At 37.5% G+C, this 16,697-nt stretch carries 17 protein-coding genes; 9 read left to right on the forward strand and 8 right to left on the reverse strand.

All coding sequences use genetic code 11. From position 1 onward, the window contains the following. Positions 1-13 precede the first annotated feature (13 nt). Positions 14-1,105, forward strand: coding sequence for a serine hydrolase domain-containing protein (locus tag P7V56_RS00735; RefSeq protein ID WP_171222025.1), 1,092 nt, complete (start codon positions 14-16; stop codon positions 1,103-1,105). 40 nt (positions 1,106-1,145) lie between these two features. On the opposite strand, the gene clpX is transcribed toward P7V56_RS00735, so the two are convergent. From clpX to P7V56_RS00765, 6 genes are all read right to left on the reverse strand, one after another. Beyond that, positions 1,146-2,375 carry an ATP-dependent Clp protease ATP-binding subunit ClpX gene (gene clpX / locus P7V56_RS00740; RefSeq protein WP_171222024.1) on the reverse strand — a complete coding sequence of 410 codons (1,230 nt, stop codon included), beginning with the start codon at positions 2,373-2,375 and terminating at the stop codon, positions 1,146-1,148. 83 nt (positions 2,376-2,458) lie between these two features. Further along, a complete protein-coding gene (gene clpP / locus P7V56_RS00745) occupies positions 2,459-3,115 on the reverse strand; it encodes an ATP-dependent Clp endopeptidase proteolytic subunit ClpP (protein ID WP_171222023.1) in 657 nt (218 codons plus the stop codon). 233 nt (positions 3,116-3,348) lie between these two features. After that, a complete protein-coding gene (gene tig, locus P7V56_RS00750) occupies positions 3,349-4,683 on the reverse strand; it encodes a trigger factor (RefSeq protein WP_171222022.1) in 1,335 nt (444 codons plus the stop codon). Positions 4,684-4,772: 89 nt separating this feature from the next. Then, complete coding sequence (locus P7V56_RS00755) at positions 4,773-5,117, reverse strand: phage holin family protein (protein ID WP_171222021.1); 345 nt, start codon at positions 5,115-5,117, stop codon at positions 4,773-4,775. A 4-nt stretch (positions 5,118-5,121) separates the two neighbouring features. Continuing rightward, the gene (locus P7V56_RS00760) at positions 5,122-5,883 is read right to left on the reverse strand and encodes an alpha/beta fold hydrolase (protein ID WP_171222020.1); all 762 of its coding nucleotides are present in this window, start codon (positions 5,881-5,883) and stop codon (positions 5,122-5,124) included. Next, a complete protein-coding gene (locus P7V56_RS00765) occupies positions 5,884-6,597 on the reverse strand; it encodes a pyridoxine 5'-phosphate synthase (protein WP_171222019.1) in 714 nt (237 codons plus the stop codon). 147 nt (positions 6,598-6,744) lie between these two features. Here P7V56_RS00765 and P7V56_RS00770 point away from each other — a divergent pair, with 147 nt between their 5' ends. The 8 genes from P7V56_RS00770 (at position 6,745) to murI (ending at position 15,043) form a co-directional block, all read left to right on the forward strand. After that, positions 6,745-7,404 carry a CBS domain-containing protein gene (locus P7V56_RS00770; protein ID WP_171222018.1) on the forward strand — a complete coding sequence of 220 codons (660 nt, stop codon included), beginning with the start codon at positions 6,745-6,747 and terminating at the stop codon, positions 7,402-7,404. A gap of 50 nt (positions 7,405-7,454) precedes the next feature. Next, entirely contained in the window at positions 7,455-8,336 is an 882-nt protein-coding gene (locus P7V56_RS00775; RefSeq protein WP_171222017.1) for an NAD kinase, read from the forward strand. A 164-nt stretch (positions 8,337-8,500) separates the two neighbouring features. Next, positions 8,501-9,187 carry a type IX secretion system protein PorG gene (gene porG / locus P7V56_RS00780; protein ID WP_171222016.1) on the forward strand — a complete coding sequence of 229 codons (687 nt, stop codon included), beginning with the start codon at positions 8,501-8,503 and terminating at the stop codon, positions 9,185-9,187. A 3-nt stretch (positions 9,188-9,190) separates the two neighbouring features. Continuing rightward, positions 9,191-9,931: an undecaprenyl pyrophosphate synthase gene (uppS, locus tag P7V56_RS00785; protein WP_171222015.1), complete on the forward strand. Its 741-nt coding sequence runs from the start codon at positions 9,191-9,193 to the stop codon at positions 9,929-9,931. Then, positions 9,864-12,620 (forward strand): BamA/OMP85 family outer membrane protein, encoded by a 2,757-nt coding sequence (locus tag P7V56_RS00790; protein WP_171222014.1) that lies wholly within the window; start codon positions 9,864-9,866, stop codon positions 12,618-12,620. Before uppS ends, P7V56_RS00790 begins: the two co-directional genes overlap by 68 nt. A gap of 34 nt (positions 12,621-12,654) precedes the next feature. After that, on the forward strand, positions 12,655-13,656 hold the full coding sequence (locus P7V56_RS00795; RefSeq protein WP_171222013.1) for an OmpH/Skp family outer membrane protein: 1,002 nt from the start codon (positions 12,655-12,657) through the stop codon (positions 13,654-13,656). A 33-nt stretch (positions 13,657-13,689) separates the two neighbouring features. Next, on the forward strand, positions 13,690-14,190 hold the full coding sequence (locus P7V56_RS00800) for an OmpH/Skp family outer membrane protein (RefSeq protein WP_171222012.1): 501 nt from the start codon (positions 13,690-13,692) through the stop codon (positions 14,188-14,190). 73 nt (positions 14,191-14,263) lie between these two features. Continuing rightward, on the forward strand, positions 14,264-15,043 hold the full coding sequence (gene murI / locus P7V56_RS00805) for a glutamate racemase (RefSeq protein WP_171222011.1): 780 nt from the start codon (positions 14,264-14,266) through the stop codon (positions 15,041-15,043). Between the two features lie 97 nt (positions 15,044-15,140). On the opposite strand, the gene P7V56_RS00810 is transcribed toward murI, so the two are convergent. Further along, on the reverse strand, positions 15,141-15,656 hold the full coding sequence (locus P7V56_RS00810; RefSeq protein WP_171222010.1) for a gamma carbonic anhydrase family protein: 516 nt from the start codon (positions 15,654-15,656) through the stop codon (positions 15,141-15,143). A 36-nt stretch (positions 15,657-15,692) separates the two neighbouring features. Then, on the reverse strand, positions 15,693-16,691 hold the full coding sequence (locus P7V56_RS00815; protein ID WP_171222009.1) for a PorP/SprF family type IX secretion system membrane protein: 999 nt from the start codon (positions 16,689-16,691) through the stop codon (positions 15,693-15,695). Positions 16,692-16,697: the final 6 nt, after the last annotated feature.

The raw sequence follows: 16,697 nt of genomic DNA on the forward strand, positions 1-16,697 counted from the left end.
AATTCGAAAAAAAATGAAGAAATACCATTTTAAAAGTGCCTTTATAGCTTTACTGTCTGTGCTTGCTACTGCAATTCCTAATCCGATTTTTGCTCAGAGTCTTTCGGAAAAAATTGAAGCTTTAATTCAACCTGAAATCAAAGACAAGAATGGTCCCGGAGGTGTTTTCATGGTCGCGAAAAAAGGGGAAATCATCTATCAAAATGCTTTTGGAAAAGCCAATATTGAGTTAGAGGTTAACCTTACTACCGATTATGTTTTCCAAGTTGGCTCGATGACAAAACAGTTTACAGCCGTTTCAATTTTGATGTTACAAGAGCAGGGCAAACTAAACACCAATGATTTGTTATCAAAGTATGTTCCTGATTTTCCTGCCGGTGATAAAATTACCATTCATCATTTGTTGACGCATACTTCGGGCATCAAAGATTTTACCAAAATGAAATCTATTAAAGACATTGCTCAGAAAGAAATGACACCCAAAATGATGGTTGACTTTTTTAAAAATGAACCGGTTGATTTTTCTCCCGGACAAAAGTTTGACTACAACAACTCGGGTTATGTGATTTTAGGTTATATCATTGAGTTAGTTTCCGGGGAGACTTATGAAGATTTTATTGAAAACCATATTTTTAATAAAATCGACATGACGCAATCCGGTTATGCAACCGACAGACAAATCATTAGCAGAAGAGCTTACGGTTATCACAAAAAAGAATCCGGTTATGTCAACAAAACCGTGATCAACTATAGTGTTCCTTTTGCTTCCGGAGCGATTATGTCTTCCTTAAAAGATATGTTGAAATGGCAAATAGCCTTAAACAACAACACATTATTGAACAAGGAAAACACCAAAAAACTATTCCAACCCTATTCACTAAACAATGGTGAAACTATAAACTACGGTTATGGTTGGCATCTCAGAAAAATTAACGACAGTATGTCTCGCGAACACGGCGGTAGTATTTTTGGCTATAAATCGATGGGGGTTTACTTGCCTAATGAAGATATTTATGTTGTTGGATTTACCAATTGCGATTGTATTTCACCTACCCAGCTTGTGCAAAATATTGCGAAACTGGTTTTAGAATCCGGCAAACAGTAAGATTGATAAATAAAAAAATCCCTCAGTCGAGGGATTTTTTTTAGGACGCTATTTCTAAACGTTTCAATAAGTTTTTGGTCAACGCATCGTGGGTATAATCCAAATCGATGTGGAGTTGTTTTTCGTCCGAACTTGGTAAGTCGTACATCGCATCGGTTAAAATGGCTTCGCACAACGAACGCAATCCGCGGGCACCGAGTTTGTACTCCAACGCTTTTTCTACTATATAATCCAAAGCTTCATCAGTGATGGTGAACTTCACTTCATCCATGGCGAATAACTTTTCGTATTGTTTGATTAGAGCGTTTTTGGGTTCGGTTAGTATGGCGCGTAAGGTGGCTTTATCTAACGGATCCATGTGGGTCAACACCGGCAAACGACCAATGATTTCGGGAATTAATCCAAAATCTTTAATGTCTTTCGGGATGATGTATTGCAACAAATTGTCTTTGTCAATCCCTTCTGCATTTTTAGATGTGCTGTACCCAACCGCTTGACGGTTTAATCTTTTGGAAATGATTCTCTCTACTCCGTCAAAAGCACCACCGGCTATGAACAGAATATCTTTGGTGTTGACTTCTACGAATTTTTGGTCGGGATGTTTTCTCCCACCTTTAGGCGGCACATTGACCATGGTTCCTTCCAATAATTTCAGTAAAGCTTGTTGCACACCTTCACCCGAAACATCTCGGGTTATGGATGGATTATCGCTCTTGCGGGCAATTTTATCTATTTCGTCAATAAATACAATCCCTCTTTCCGCTTTGGCCACGTCGTAATCGGCGGCTTGCAGCAAACGGGTTAAAATACTTTCCACGTCTTCACCCACATAACCGGCTTCGGTTAAAACGGTGGCATCCACAATCGCCAACGGAACATCTAACATTCGCGCGATGGTTTTGGCTACTAAGGTTTTTCCAGTTCCGGTTTGGCCTACCATGATGATGTTGGATTTTTCAATCTCTACATCTTCTTCGTGTTGCAACTGCATTAAACGCTTGTAGTGGTTGTATACGGCTACCGACATGACTTTTTTGGTTTGGTCTTGTCCGATTACGTATTGGTCGAGAAACGCTCGAATTTCTTTGGGTTTTTTCAACACCAAATCGGCCGATTGTTTTACGGCATTTCCTTTTAATTCCTCCATGACGATACCGTGTGCTTGCTCGATGCAACGATCACAGACATGCGCATTAATCCCGGCGATTAATAAATTGGTCTCCGGTTTTTTCCTCCCGCAAAAGGAACATTCTAAAACTTGTTTTGCCATTTTTTTTGTTGTCGGTTATCGGTTGTCGGTTGTTGGTTGTCAGCATTTAGCTTTCAACCGACAACCGACAACTGACACCTTTTTTATCTTCTTAACACTTCATCAATCATTCCGTACTCTTTGGCTTCATCGGCGATCATCCAATAGTCGCGTTCTGAGTCTTTGTACACTTTATCGAATGGTTGTCCTGAGTGTTGAGAAATGATTTGGTACAATTCGTCTTTCAGTTTCAACATTTCTTTTAAGTTGATTTCCATATCCGAAGCTACACCTGAGGCGCCGCCAGATGGTTGGTGAATCATGACTCTGGAATGCGGTAAGGCTGAACGTTTTCCGGCCGCTCCAGCACACAATAATACGGCGCCCATTGAGGCTGCCATACCCGTACAAATGGTCGCTACATCGGGTTTGATGTACTGCATGGTATCGTAAATTCCGAGTCCGGCATACACGCTGCCACCCGGAGAGTTGATGTAAATTTGGATGTCTTTAGAAGCGTCAACACTTTCTAAGAACAACAATTGCGCTTGGATGATGTTGGCCATATAATCGTCGACACCCGTTCCCATGAAGATGATTCTGTCCATCATCAAACGTGAAAACACGTCGAGTTGCGAAATGTTTAATTGACGCTCTTCAATGATGTAAGGGGTCATGCTTCCTACGATTTTATCGTAATACAGACTGTTTACGCCATGTTTTTTGGTCGCAAACTTTTTAAATTCTTTTCCGTAGTCCATTTTAGATTTTGGTTTAAAAGTTTATGAGTTTAAAAGTTTAAAGTAGTACACCGTAAACTTCCTATGCTTTTGATTCAGTCAAAGGTTGTGCCTTTTTTAAAAGATGACATTGTGTCTGACTACAATGCCCTAGCCCGGATAGGAGCAAGCTACCGTGTAGCGCGGATAGCCGGATTAGCTTCCAATAAAAAAGCGCCAAATTACTTTGACGCTCAAATATAGTAAATAATCTTTTAGTGTTTTAATTCACCGTACATTGCTTTGATGAACTCGTCGTAGTTGACTTCTTTGGTTTTGGCTTTAACTTTGTCTTTGAACAAGTTTAGCATTTTTTCGTTCATTACTTGCTCTGACAAACGACGTACTTCGTCTTGGTTTGACATGACGCGGGCTACGATACCTTGCACATCTTCGTCGGTTGGGTTCATTTGACCGAACTGTGCCATTTGTTTTTTGATTAGCTCAGTAGTGTAGGCTTTTAAATCGTCGAAAGTGATTTGCAAACCGTTTTCGGTGATGATTTTGCCTTCGATCAATTGGTAACGCAAACCGTTTTCAGACTTGGTGTATTCCGCTTCAGCTTCTTCCGCAGTTAACGGATTTTCACCGGCAGACTGGATCCATTTTTTCAAAAACTCGGCCGGTAAATCGAACTTGGTGTTGGCGATTAAGAACTCGGTTACATCGTTTAAGAATTTTTGATCGGCTTGTTGGGCGAATTGTTTTTCGGCGTCTTCTTTGATTTTGGCTTTCAACTCGTCTACAGACGTTACCACTTTAGGTCCGAATAATTTGTCGAACAATTCTTGGTCTAAAGTAGCCGGTTCGTGTGTATTTACTTCATCGATGGTGAACGTTACTTCGATATCTAAACCGTGAACATCATCGTGACCCACGGCCAAATAATCCATTAATTTGTGATCGTCATCGAATAGGCCTTTGGTTTTTAAGGTTACTACATCGCCTACTTTTTTACCGATGAAGGCTTTTGCGGTTTTCTTATCTGCGAAAACGTCTAAAGACAAAGTTGTTCTGTTGTTGATGCCTTTTTCTTCGTTGGCAAAAATACCTGAAACATCATCACCGGCTTCAACAGTATCTTTAGAGATTAGTTTTCCGTATTGTTTTTGGATGCGTGCCACTTGGTCGTTTAACATTTTATCGTCGGCTACGATTTTGTACTGCACTACATTGTTTTTAGCTGTTAAATCTACATTGAATTCCGGTGCTAAACCCAATTCGAATTCGAATTTATAATCTTCCACATCCCAATTGAAATCTTCAGTTACTTTAGGTAGCGGATTCCCTAAGATGTCTAATTTTTCTTCAACTAAATAGTTGTTCAAGTTTTCTTGCAACAATTTGTTTACTTCGTCTAACAACACGGCTTTTCCGTATTGTTTTTGGATTAAACTCATCGGCACGGCACCTTTTCTGAATCCGGGAATAGCAGCATTTTTTCGGTAATCTGCTAATACTTTTTCTACTTTTTCTGCGTAATCCGATTTTGATACTTCAACAGTAACTACAGCATTTAATGCGTCTACATTATTTCTTGTGATGTTCATTTCTTGTGTTTTTTACATACTAAAATTGGGTTGCAAAAGTATAACATTTCTGCAACCCAACCAAGTTTATTTTGTTGATTTTAACGGTCTTATTTTGTATCGCCTGTGATTTGGTAAACCAAAGATTGCGAAAGCGATAAGATGATGCTGAAGAGCATGGCTGTCCAGAAAGAACTGACCTCAAAGCCTTCGACAAATTCATCGCAAAGTAGGATGATGACAGCATTGATTACCAATAAAAACAACCCAAGTGTAAAGAAAGTGACCGGCAAAGTAAAGAGCACCAAAATAGGTTTTACAAAAAAGTTGAGCAACCCTAAAACGATGGCAACGGTTAAAGCGGTAGTGAACTCGTCGATGATTACGCCTTTCATTAGTTTGGATATGACCAAGGCTAATATGGCGGTAATTAGTATTCTGAAAAGTAGTTTCATAGTTTTATTTTAAAAATTTAATAGTCTCTTCGAAAAACAACTTTGGATTTTCGGCATGCAGCCAATGGCCGACGTTGGGAATGGTTACTAATTTAAAATTAGGAAAATGTTTTTGAATTTCGGGTACGTCGTTGTCTAAAATGTATTTTGAGTTGCCGCCACGGATGAACATAGTGGGTTTGTCAAAATGATTTTGACTAGGCAAAGCTTCACCGATTGTTTCAATTTTGGCATTAAAAACCGGCAAATTGAATCGAAAAGCCAGTTGACCCGGTTCTATCCAATAGAGGTTTTTCATTAGGAATTGGCGCGTGCCAAAATCAGGAATAAACGGATACAAGGTTTCTTCTACCTGATTCCTATCGGGTTTCTCCGAAAAATCTACCGCATTCAATCCGGCTAAAATGTCTTGATGGTGCGGCGCATAGTATTTCGGACCGATGTCGGCTACGATTAATTTTTCTACTAATTCCGGATGTGTTGTGGCCAAAAGCATGGCTACTTTGCCGCCCATGGAATGACCAATCACATTTATGTTAGTTAATTGATGGTGCTGACAATACTCTAAAACGTCATTGGCCATAATCGTATAACTAAATTCCTCGGAATGAAAACTTCTGCCGTGATTGCGCAAATCAAGCATATGCACTTGAAAACCTTCGGCGGCATAGAGTGAGCCAAAGGATTTCCAATTATCAGACATACCGAGAAATCCGTGGATGATGAGTAGTGGCTTTCCTTCGCCTTCGATTCTGGAGTGTAACATCTATTTTAATTTTTGCAAATACATATTCACAACATTATCCAAGCCGAGATACAAAGCCTCGGAAATTAGGGCGTGACCGATGGAAACTTCCAATAATCCGGGAATATTTTGTTTGAAGAACTGGATGTTGTCTAAGCTCAAATCGTGTCCGGCATTAATCCCTAAATCCAATTCATTCGCCAAAACGGCGGCTTTTACATACGGTTCGATTCCGGCTTTGTTGCCTAAACTGTATTGGTGGGCGAATGCTTCGGTGTACAATTCGATTCGGTCGGTTCCGGTTTTTTTGGCGCCTTCAATCATCGCTGAAATTGGATCGACAAAGATGGATGTTCTAATGTTGTTTCTTTTGAATTCGGCTATGACATCGGTTAAATAATCCTGAAACTTTATGGTATCCCAACCGGCTGATGACGTAATCGCACCAATGGCATCAGGCACCAAAGTCACTTGTTCTGGTTTACATTCTAAAACCAAATCGATAAAATTGTGTTGCGGATTGCCTTCGATGTTGAATTCGGTGTAGACAATTGGCCTTAAATCGCGCGCATCTTGGTAGCGAATGTGTCTTTCGTCGGGACGGGGATGAATGGTAATACCTTGCGCACCGAAATGCTGAATGTCTTTGGCTACTTGTAATAAATCGGGGACATTGCCACCTCGGGCATTTCGCAAAGTGGCTATTTTATTGATGTTTACACTTAATTTTGTCATAGCAATTTTTGATAAAGCATATCGTTTACAAATTTTATTTCATACAGTTCGGACTACCGTCCTCGGGTGATTACAAAAATACAAAGTAAAACCAAGTACGCATGTCCCAAAATTTGATTATTTTGCAGTCGCTAAAGAAAAGAATACATGAGAGAACTTTCAGAATACATTAACAACGATTTTAAACCTTTTTCCAGTCGAGAAACGGTAGCCGATATTCAGGATTTTTTTGCCGAAAGTACATATTCTCATTTTCCGGTTTTGGACAATGGTGTTTACTTAGGTTGTATCTCAGCTGTTGATGCGGAAACTTTTGAAATGCAAAAAGACATCACCGATTACCGCTATGCTTTAGAGGGATTTTTTGTCAGGACTACGATGATTTGGTTGGATGTTTTGGAGATTTTTGCCCGAAACAATGCGAATGTGGTTCCGATTTTGGATGAAAACAACAAATATGTCGGCTACTACGATATTACCGATGTGATCAAGTTTTTAAACGAAACGCCTTTCTTAAAAGAAACCGGTGGCATTATTGTGGTTGAAAAACCGGTCTCTGATTACTCGATGAGTCAGATTGCCCAAATTGTAGAAAGCAATAACGGTAAGCTTCTAGGCCTTTTTGTTTCAGAAGCCAATGCAGAAAAAGTACAAGTCACGGTAAAAATTACTTTGGGCAGTATTAATGAAATCATCCAATCGTTCAGACGCTACAATTACGAAATCATTTCCGAACACCACGAAGATGACTATTTGAATACACTGAAGGAGCGTTCGGAGTATTTGGACAAATATTTAAACATGTAATCTTGAGTACGAAGTTAGAAATACAAGGTACAAAGTAAAATCTAAACCCTATGAAAGTTGCCATCTTCGGACAATATTATCAAAACGACACGCGACCGATTATCAAAGATATTTTTGTTTTTTTCAACAGAAACAATGTGGAATTGGTTATTGAAGAAAGATTTTTGAAGATATTGTATGAAGAAAAAATTGTCGAAAAACAATATAATACTTTTTCTTCGCACAAGGATTTAGATAAAGGCTTTGATATTTTGATTAGTATTGGTGGTGACGGAACCATTTTAAGAGCCGCTACTTTTGTGCGGGATTCGGGGATACCAATTTTGGGCGTTAATGCCGGAAGATTGGGTTTTTTGGCCAAAGTACAAAAAGAAAATATTGAATCTTTTTTGCAAATTGTTTTAGAAAAAAAATACACCATCTCACAAAGAACACTACTCACCATTGATTGTTTCCCTAACAATGCTGAAATCGACATTAATTTTGCCATGAACGAAGTGGCTGTGAGTCGAAAAGATACTACTTCGATGATTACAATTGAGACTTCCTTGAACGGCGAATATTTGAATTCTTATTGGGCTGACGGATTAATTATTGCTACACCAACAGGGTCAACCGGCTATTCTTTGAGTTGTGGCGGACCCATTTTAACCCCGGATGTCAAGGGCTTGGTTATTACGCCCATTGCACCACACAATTTGAACGCCAGACCGCTCGTCATTCCGGACGAGACCGAAATCACGCTGAAAGTTTCGGGAAGAGAAGCACAATATTTGGTTTCGCTTGACTCTCGAATTACTTCGATGGATAACCATTCGATTATCAAAATTAAGAAAACTCCTTTCAACATTAACATGGTGGAAATTCCGGAAGAGACTTTTTTTAAGACACTACGGACCAAATTACTTTGGGGAGAAGACAAGAGAAACTAGAAAAAATCCACCCCTATTTATACTACAATTCTAAAAAAATCGTTTTAGAATAGAACCTTGCTAACATTGGTAATTATCAGTGCTTTATTTTATTTGGCAGAAATCCGAAATTCATGCTATATAAGTACTGAGAATTGTTATATTTGCACGCTATTTTCAATTTAATGAAAAAGATTTTAGTATTATTTTTTTGTTTGGTTTTCCAAAATAATTTGAGGGCGCAAATCAATGAGATTGGCGTTTTTCTTGGCGGGAGTAACTTCATTGGTGATGTAGGTAAAACAAATTACATCTCACCAAATGAGCCGGCTTTCGGAATTGTATACAAATGGAACAAAAGCCCTAGACATTCATATAGATTTTCCTATATGCAGTCGGCTATAACAGCAAACGATTTAGACTCAGAAATTCCGGGCAGGAATTTAAGAGGTTATAAATTTAAAAATAACATTAAAGAGTTCACTGCCGGTATGGAATTCAATTTTTTTGATTTCAACCTGCATGAATTATTAAAAAGAAAATTTACGCCGTATGTTTTTAGCGGTCTTTCTTATTTTGCTTACGACGAGTTGTATGTAGTTAATGGAGAAACCAAAAAAGATTATACAGAAAGCACTTTGGCCATTCCGATGATTGTTGGCGTCAAAACCAATATTTCAAATCATCTTGTGCTGGGACTTGAAGTCGGTGCTCGGTACACTTTTACTGATAATTTGGATGGAAGTTTACCCAAGAATAAAAATTTAGCGCCATTGCAATTTGGCAACATAAACAGCAAAGATTGGTATGTTTTCACAGGGTTTACACTAACGTACACCTTCACCGAAAAACCATGTTATTGCGCAGAATAAAGCATGAATTTACTAGACAAAATAAACAAAGAGAATTTACCCAAACACTTGGCCATCATTATGGACGGGAACGGTCGTTGGGCAAAACAAAAAGGTTTATTGAGAGCATTTGGTCATGAAAACGGGACCAAATCTGTTCGAGTAACAGTAGAAACATGCGCCAAATTAGGCGTTGAAAACTTGACGCTTTACGCATTTTCTACCGAAAATTGGAACCGCCCTAAATTGGAAGTAGATACTTTAATGAAACTCTTGATTTCTTCTTTAAAGAAAGAGTTAGAAACCCTACAAAAAAATAACATCCGATTAAACTGTATAGGAAACATTGACATGCTTCCTTCATCAGCCAAAAAAGAACTTTTATCCGTAATAGAAAAAACAAAAAATAACACCCGAATGACGCTGACATTGGCGTTAAGCTACGGCTCGAGGGAGGAATTGTTAAATGCTGTTAAAATTATCAGTGATAAAGTTAAAAATAATATAATTTCGATAGACAGTCTTGATGAATCAATTATTAATCAGCATCTTTACACGCACAATCTACCTGATGTAGATTTGGTAATTAGGACCAGTGGCGAGCACAGGATCAGTAACTTTCTGCTTTGGCAAATTGCTTATGCAGAATTTTATTTTACAGACGTACTGTGGCCCGATTTTAAAGAAGACGATTTATATGAAGCCATCATCAGCTATCAAAAAAGAGAACGAAGATTTGGAAAAACAAGTGAACAAGTTAAATAAAATTTCAGTGCATATTAAAACCTCAAAAATATTTCTAATTATCTTATTTTTTGGAAGTATTTTTCAATTACAAGCCCAAGACAGAATCCCTTTTGAACAAGGAAAAAAATATATTTTAGCGAATGTTAAGGTAAATGGGAAAATCAGTTACAACGAGCAAACCGTAGTAACATTTTCCGGTTTGGAAAAAGGGCAGCAATTGACTGTTCCCGGAGAAGAAATCAGTAATGCCATCAAAAAATTAGGAAAACTGGGGTTATTCAGCGACATTGATTTTTATGTAAATAAAACAGAAGGTGACAGCATTTGGCTTGACTTAGACATAGCCGAACTTCCTAAATTGAGTGAAGTAAAAATTCAAGGCTTAAAAAAAGCAAAAGCGGAAGATTTAATCAAAGAAAATGAATTGACAAAAGGGAAAATTGTTAATGAAAACTTGATTACCACAACCAAGAACTACATCGAAAACAAATACAAAAAAGACGGTTACTACAAAACCAAAGTCTTCATTACAACTACTCGCGACACCACTGAAGGAAACCAAGTTAAAATGTTGGTTAATATTGATAAAGGTGATAAATTGAAAATTACAAAAATCAATTTTGACGGCAATGAAAAATTCTCAGACAAAAAACTGAGAAAAGCCATGAAAAATACCAAGCAAATCAATCCAATCAGAATATTTAAAGCTTCCAAATTCATTAAGGAAAAATACCAAGAAGATTTAACTTCCATAGTAGAAAAATACAAAGAAAAAGGATACCGAGATGCTCGAGTAACCAAAGATTCGGTGTTTTTAAATGCCAAAAAATCGAAACTGGCCATCAATATTAAAGTAGAAGAAGGTAGAAAATACTATTTTGGTAATATTAAATTCTTAGGAAACTCGGTATATTCAGACCAATTATTGGGTAGAATCTTGGGTATTAAAAAAGGCGACACTTACAACGGTGTTTTATTGGAAAAACGCATCGCTGACAAATCAAAACCTGATGGTGATGACATCACCAACTTGTACCAAAACAGCGGTTATTTATTCTCTAACATTAATGCCGTAGAAGTTAAAACAGCCAATGATACAATCGATTTTGAAATCAGGGTTTTGGAAGGTCCGATTGCTTATTTCAACAACATTACTGTAGTAGGAAACGACAAAACCAACGACCGCGTAATTTACAGAGAATTAAGAACCCAACCCGGGCAAAAATACAGCAAAGAAGACTTAGTTAGAACCATTCGTGAAATCGGACAATTAGGGTTCTTTGACCCGGAAGCTATTGATCCCAAATTTAAAAATGTAGATCCGGCTGCCGGAACAGTTGACATTGAGTACAATGTAGTAGAAAAAGGCTCGAGCCAAATTGAGTTACAAGGTGGTTACGGCGGCGGCGGTTTCATCGGAACCTTAGGTTTGTCTTTTAACAATTTCTCCGCCAGAAATATGTTTAAAAAAGAAGCCTACAAACCATTACCTATGGGTGACGGACAAAAAGTAGCCTTGCGTTTGCAAGCCAGTTCGTTTTTCCAAACCTACAGCTTGTCGTTCTCTGAACCTTGGTTAGGTGGGAAAAAACCAATTCAGTTTTCGACTTCATTGTCGCACAGTAAACAGTTTTTATACTCCGGAAGATCGACCAATGTAGACCGAAGCAAAAGTTTTAATATTACCTCATTATCTGTAGGATATGCCAAACGATTAACTGTTCCGGATGATTTCTTTGTGTTTTCAAATTCCATAAGTTTTCAATACTATGATTTGAATAATTACAACACCGGTTTGTTTACTTTTGGAGATGGTGCCTCACGTAATTTAGCTTTTACCCTTGGTTTGAGTAGAAATAACAAAGGCGTAAATCCAATCTACCCTACTTCGGGTTCTGAATTCAGTGTGTCTGCTAAATTCACTTTACCTTATTCATTATTCAATGGCATAGACTATGGCGATTTAGAAAATCAAAAAGCCTACAAATTAAGATACCGTGAAAATGCAGGCATCAATTATGTAGAAACCGCTACCGGACAAATTCCGGCCGTAGGTGATTACTTGGCTGAAACTTCTGAAGGCTCAAATATATACCAAACAGTGGGAGCCGACTATACTCAAGCTTCCGCAGACAAAGCAAAAGTTGACCAAGAAAAATTTAATTGGTTAGAGTATTACAAATTGAAATTCAAAGCCGATTGGTACACCAGGTTAGCCGGCTCTCAATCAAAAGCACTGGTCTTAAGAGCATTGGGCGAATTTGGTTATCTAGGGGCTTACAACAATAGCCGCGGTTTAGTACCTTTTGAAAGGTTCTTCTTGGGTGGGGATGGTTTGGCCAACTTCTCCTTAGATGGCCGCGAAGTAATTCAGTTAAGAGGATATCCTAACCAATCCTTGTCAAACACAGACGGTGCAACCGTTTACAATAAATTCTCTTTAGAGCTAAGATATCCTTTAACCTTAAAAGCAGCTGCTTCTATTTATGCTTTGACTTTCTTAGAAGCCGGTTCGTCTTACAATACGTTTAAAGAATACAATCCATTCGTATTGCAACGTTCTGCCGGTTTCGGAATCAGAATATTCATGCCTGCCTTTGGTTTGTTAGGTATAGACTTTGCTCACGGTTTCGATGCAATTCCGAATTCGGGTTCTAATCAAAAGAATGGATGGGAAACACATTTTATAATTGGTCAACAATTTTAATTATATTTGGTACATATTTATAAATCATAATAGTATGAAAAAATATTTTGCAATATCAATATTACTTTTATCCCTTGTTTTTGAAGCAAAAGCTCAATCAAGAGGCGTGAAAATTGGCTACATTGACATGGAATATATTCTGCAAAATGTTCCCGATTATACTGAAGCCAATAACCAATTAGAGCAAAAAGCTCAAAAATGGAAGCAAGATATTGAAACTAAAAAAATTGAAATTGCAAAATTAAAAGATGCTTTAAAAACTGAAAAAGCACTATTGACTAAAGAATTAATAGAAGAGCGTGAGGAAGAAATCAAGTTTCAAGAAGATGAACTTTTAGATTTTCAACAAAAAAAATTCGGCCCTAATGGTGATTTAATGACCCAAAAAGCCGTTTTGGTAAAACCTATTCAAGACCAAGTTTTCAATGCTGTGCAAGACATCGCCGAGCTAAAAAAGTATGATTTTATCTTTGACAAATCTTCTGATTTAACCATGTTGTTTTCTGCCAAAAGACACGATATCAGTGACCAAGTAGTTAGAAGTATCACCAGAGCCGAAAGAAGAGAACAACTCTCTAAAAAAGAATTAAAAGAGCAGGAAAAGAAAGAATACATGGAAGATGTTGAAGACGAAAATCCGGCATTGGCTGCTCGAAAAAAAGCCTTGGAAGAAAAAAAAGCGGCCAGAGATAAGTTGATGGAAGACAGAAAATTAGCTGCCGAGGCCAAGAAAAAAGAACAAGACGATAAAAGAAAAGCAGCCGCAGAAGCTCGAGAAGCCAAAAAAAGTGGCACGGTTCCTGCTAACGATAAAACAACAAGTGATAAAACAGTTGCGCCTGAAACCAATAAAAAAACTTCAGATTCAACAACGGTTGACCCTAACTCAAAAGAAGCAAAGGCTGCCGCCAGAGCAAAACTTGTAGAAGACAAGAAGAAAGCTTTAGAAGAAAAAAAGAAAAAAATATTAGCCGATAGAGAAGCTGCAAAAAAAACCAAAGAAGAAAAAACCGGGGAACCGAAAAAAGAAGAATAAATAATAATAAATAAATAATTAATACTTTTTAAAATGAAACGATTGAAATCATTACTAATAGCTACTGTATTGTTTTTAGGAACAAGCCAAACCATCAGTGCTCAAGCTAAAACTGCACATGTAGATGTAAATGAAATTATTTCTAAAATGCCGGCGATGTTAGATGCCCAAAAGCAATTGGAAAAATTGAGCGCCACTTATGATGCGGAATACAAAACTATGGCTCAGGAATATCAAACCAAAGTTGATAAATACGAAAAAGAAGCCGGTACTGTAGGAGATGCTGTGAATCAAACCCGTCAAGCGGAAGTACAAGATTTAGTAAAAAGAATCACTGATTACAGAGATAACGCTCAAAAAGAGTTGCAAAAGAAAGAATCTGATCTGGTAAAACCTTTGATGGATAAAATCAAAGCTTCTATTACTAAAGTAGGTAAAGCCAAAGGATACCAATACGTTTTAAACTTAGCTGATTTATTACTAGCTGACGGTCCGGATTTAACTGCCGATGTTAAAAAAGACTTAGGTTTCTAAAATCAAAAATACTTTTATAAAACTGCTCACCTGAGACTTCGGGATTGAGCAGTTTTTTTTTACTTTTGTTATTATGACTAACAACAACCCCATAGGCCTTTTTGACTCCGGAATTGGTGGCACATCCATTTGGAAAGAAATCTATGATGTACTACCAAACGAAGACACTATTTATCTGGCCGACAGTAAAAATGCACCCTATGGCCAAAAATCAAAAGAAGAAATCATCCAATTAAGCATAAAAAATACCGAGTTTCTTCTCAACCAAAATGCCAAAATTATTGTGGTAGCTTGCAACACCGCAACCACCAACGCCATCAAAGAATTACGTGCCAAATATGATGTTCCCTTTATCGGAATAGAACCGGCCATCAAACCCGCAGCTCTCAATTCAGAAAAACATATCATCGGAATTTTAGCCACTCAAGGTACTTTAAACAGTGAATTATTCCACCAAACTGCCGAAAAATATCAAAACACCAAAATCATTGAGCAAATCGGCCACGGCTTAGTTGGTCTTATAGAAAATGGGGAAATCAATTCCCCTGAAATGAATCACCTATTGCATACTTATTTAGAGCCTATGATTGAAGCCAATATCGACTATCTCGTCTTAGGATGCAGCCATTACCCTTATCTTATCCCACAAATCAAAAAAATACTCCCAAATCACATTAAAATCATTGATTCAGGGGAAGCAGTAGCCCGCCAAACTAAAAAAGTTTTAATAGAAAGTGTCGGATTAAGTGATAAATCTAAAAAAGGGAAAGCTCTTTTCTATTCTAATTCAAATCCAAAAGTTTTGGATGATATTCTCCAAAATAAATACGAAGTAATAAGGAAAGATTTCTAGGAGCCAATCACTCGGGAATCGTTTAAACCATTTTCCCGCTTTCTGCACTACAAGGTAGTCGCGCCAATCGGGGCTAAAATCAAACGGCAGGCTTCTTTTATTCGTCTTTAAACCAACTCGAATACATCACGTAATTGTTAGAAATACGCTCAATCTCTCCGGCAAAGTCAGACTGATTAATATCTTTTACCTTCTTAGCCGGAACACCGGCATAAATCGTCCCCGATTCCACCACGGTATTTTGAGTAACCACAGCGCCGGCAGCAATTATCGAATTACTTTCCACCACACAATTGTCCATCACAATAGCACCCATACCAATCAATACATTATCGTGTATAGTACAACCATGAACAATCGCATTGTGCCCAATTGAAACATTATTACCAATAATCGTCGGATGTTTTTGATAAGTACAATGAATGATAGCACCATCCTGAATATTGACTTTATTGCCAATTTTTATAAAATGAACATCCCCGCGAATGACGGCATTGAACCAAACACTACAAGAACTACCCAAAATAACATCCCCAACAATGGTGGCATTTTCAGCTACATAACAATCCTTTGGAATTTGTGGATGCTTACCTTTAACAGATTTTATGACCATAAAAAAAGTCCCGATAAATCGGGACGTATATTTAAATTAATTAATTGCCGGACAATTACAGTGGTATTTCTCCGCTTTACAGAATAAATTAATTCCTAAAGTAATTTGGTGAAAACCTCCGGTATCAAAATTTACGTTACCCAATAAATGAGAGTAAGTATAGGAGAATACATAATTCTTAAAATTAACTCCAATAATAGGAGTCACATATTGCATTTTTTGATCAGACACCGCATTTCCCTCAACGAATTGTGCTCCGTCAAGGCTTCTTCTATAAGATATGCCGCCCCATAATCGCCCAAAATCTAATTCTTTGTAAGCCTTGATATTTAAATCAATGGTTTTCTCTTGAGTTTGGGTAACCAATTGGAACATAAAAGAAGGTTCCCAAAGAATAGTTTCCTCATCACCAAAAGTATAACCCGAATTCAAAATAAATCGTCTAAGATTAACAGGTTCTCTGTCAGAGTATAATTTTCTATCACTGGCCAAAGCATTTTTTACCGTTGCATGAACATAAAAATCAAGGAAATTATAAGAAGCTCCAATGTCAACGTTAAAATAAGAAGCTCTCTGCATTGATGGGAAAATTAACGGATCATAAGTTGGGTCATTCGTATAAAAAGTACTTTGATCTAAATTACTCTGTACAAAACCGGCACTCATCCCAAATGATAGTTGGTTTAAGTCAACCCTGTCACGAGAAAACATTAAATGGTGGGCATAGGTTAATTTCATCCCGGTTTGAGAGTGATACCCGTTTTTATCATTAAAAACAATAATTCCTCCTCCAGATCTTTCTCCTAATGAACCGTTGAAACTCAATGTTTGTAACGCCGGTGCATCTTCTTGTCCAAACCATTGTTGTCTGGCGGTCAATCTTAATTTTGCACAATTGGAAGCTCCTGCCATCGAAGGATGAAGTAAGTAATAGTTGTCTGATAAATAATCAGAATAAACAGGTAATCCTTCTTGAGAAATTGAAATTTGTGATAAAAAAAGTAATGCTAATAAACAAAATCTTCTAAAATTCATTGTAAA

Origin of the sequence: Flavobacterium sp. IMCC34852 (assembly GCF_030643905.1) — a bacterium.
Taxonomy (GTDB): Bacteria; Bacteroidota; Bacteroidia; order Flavobacteriales; family Flavobacteriaceae; genus Flavobacterium; species Flavobacterium rivulicola.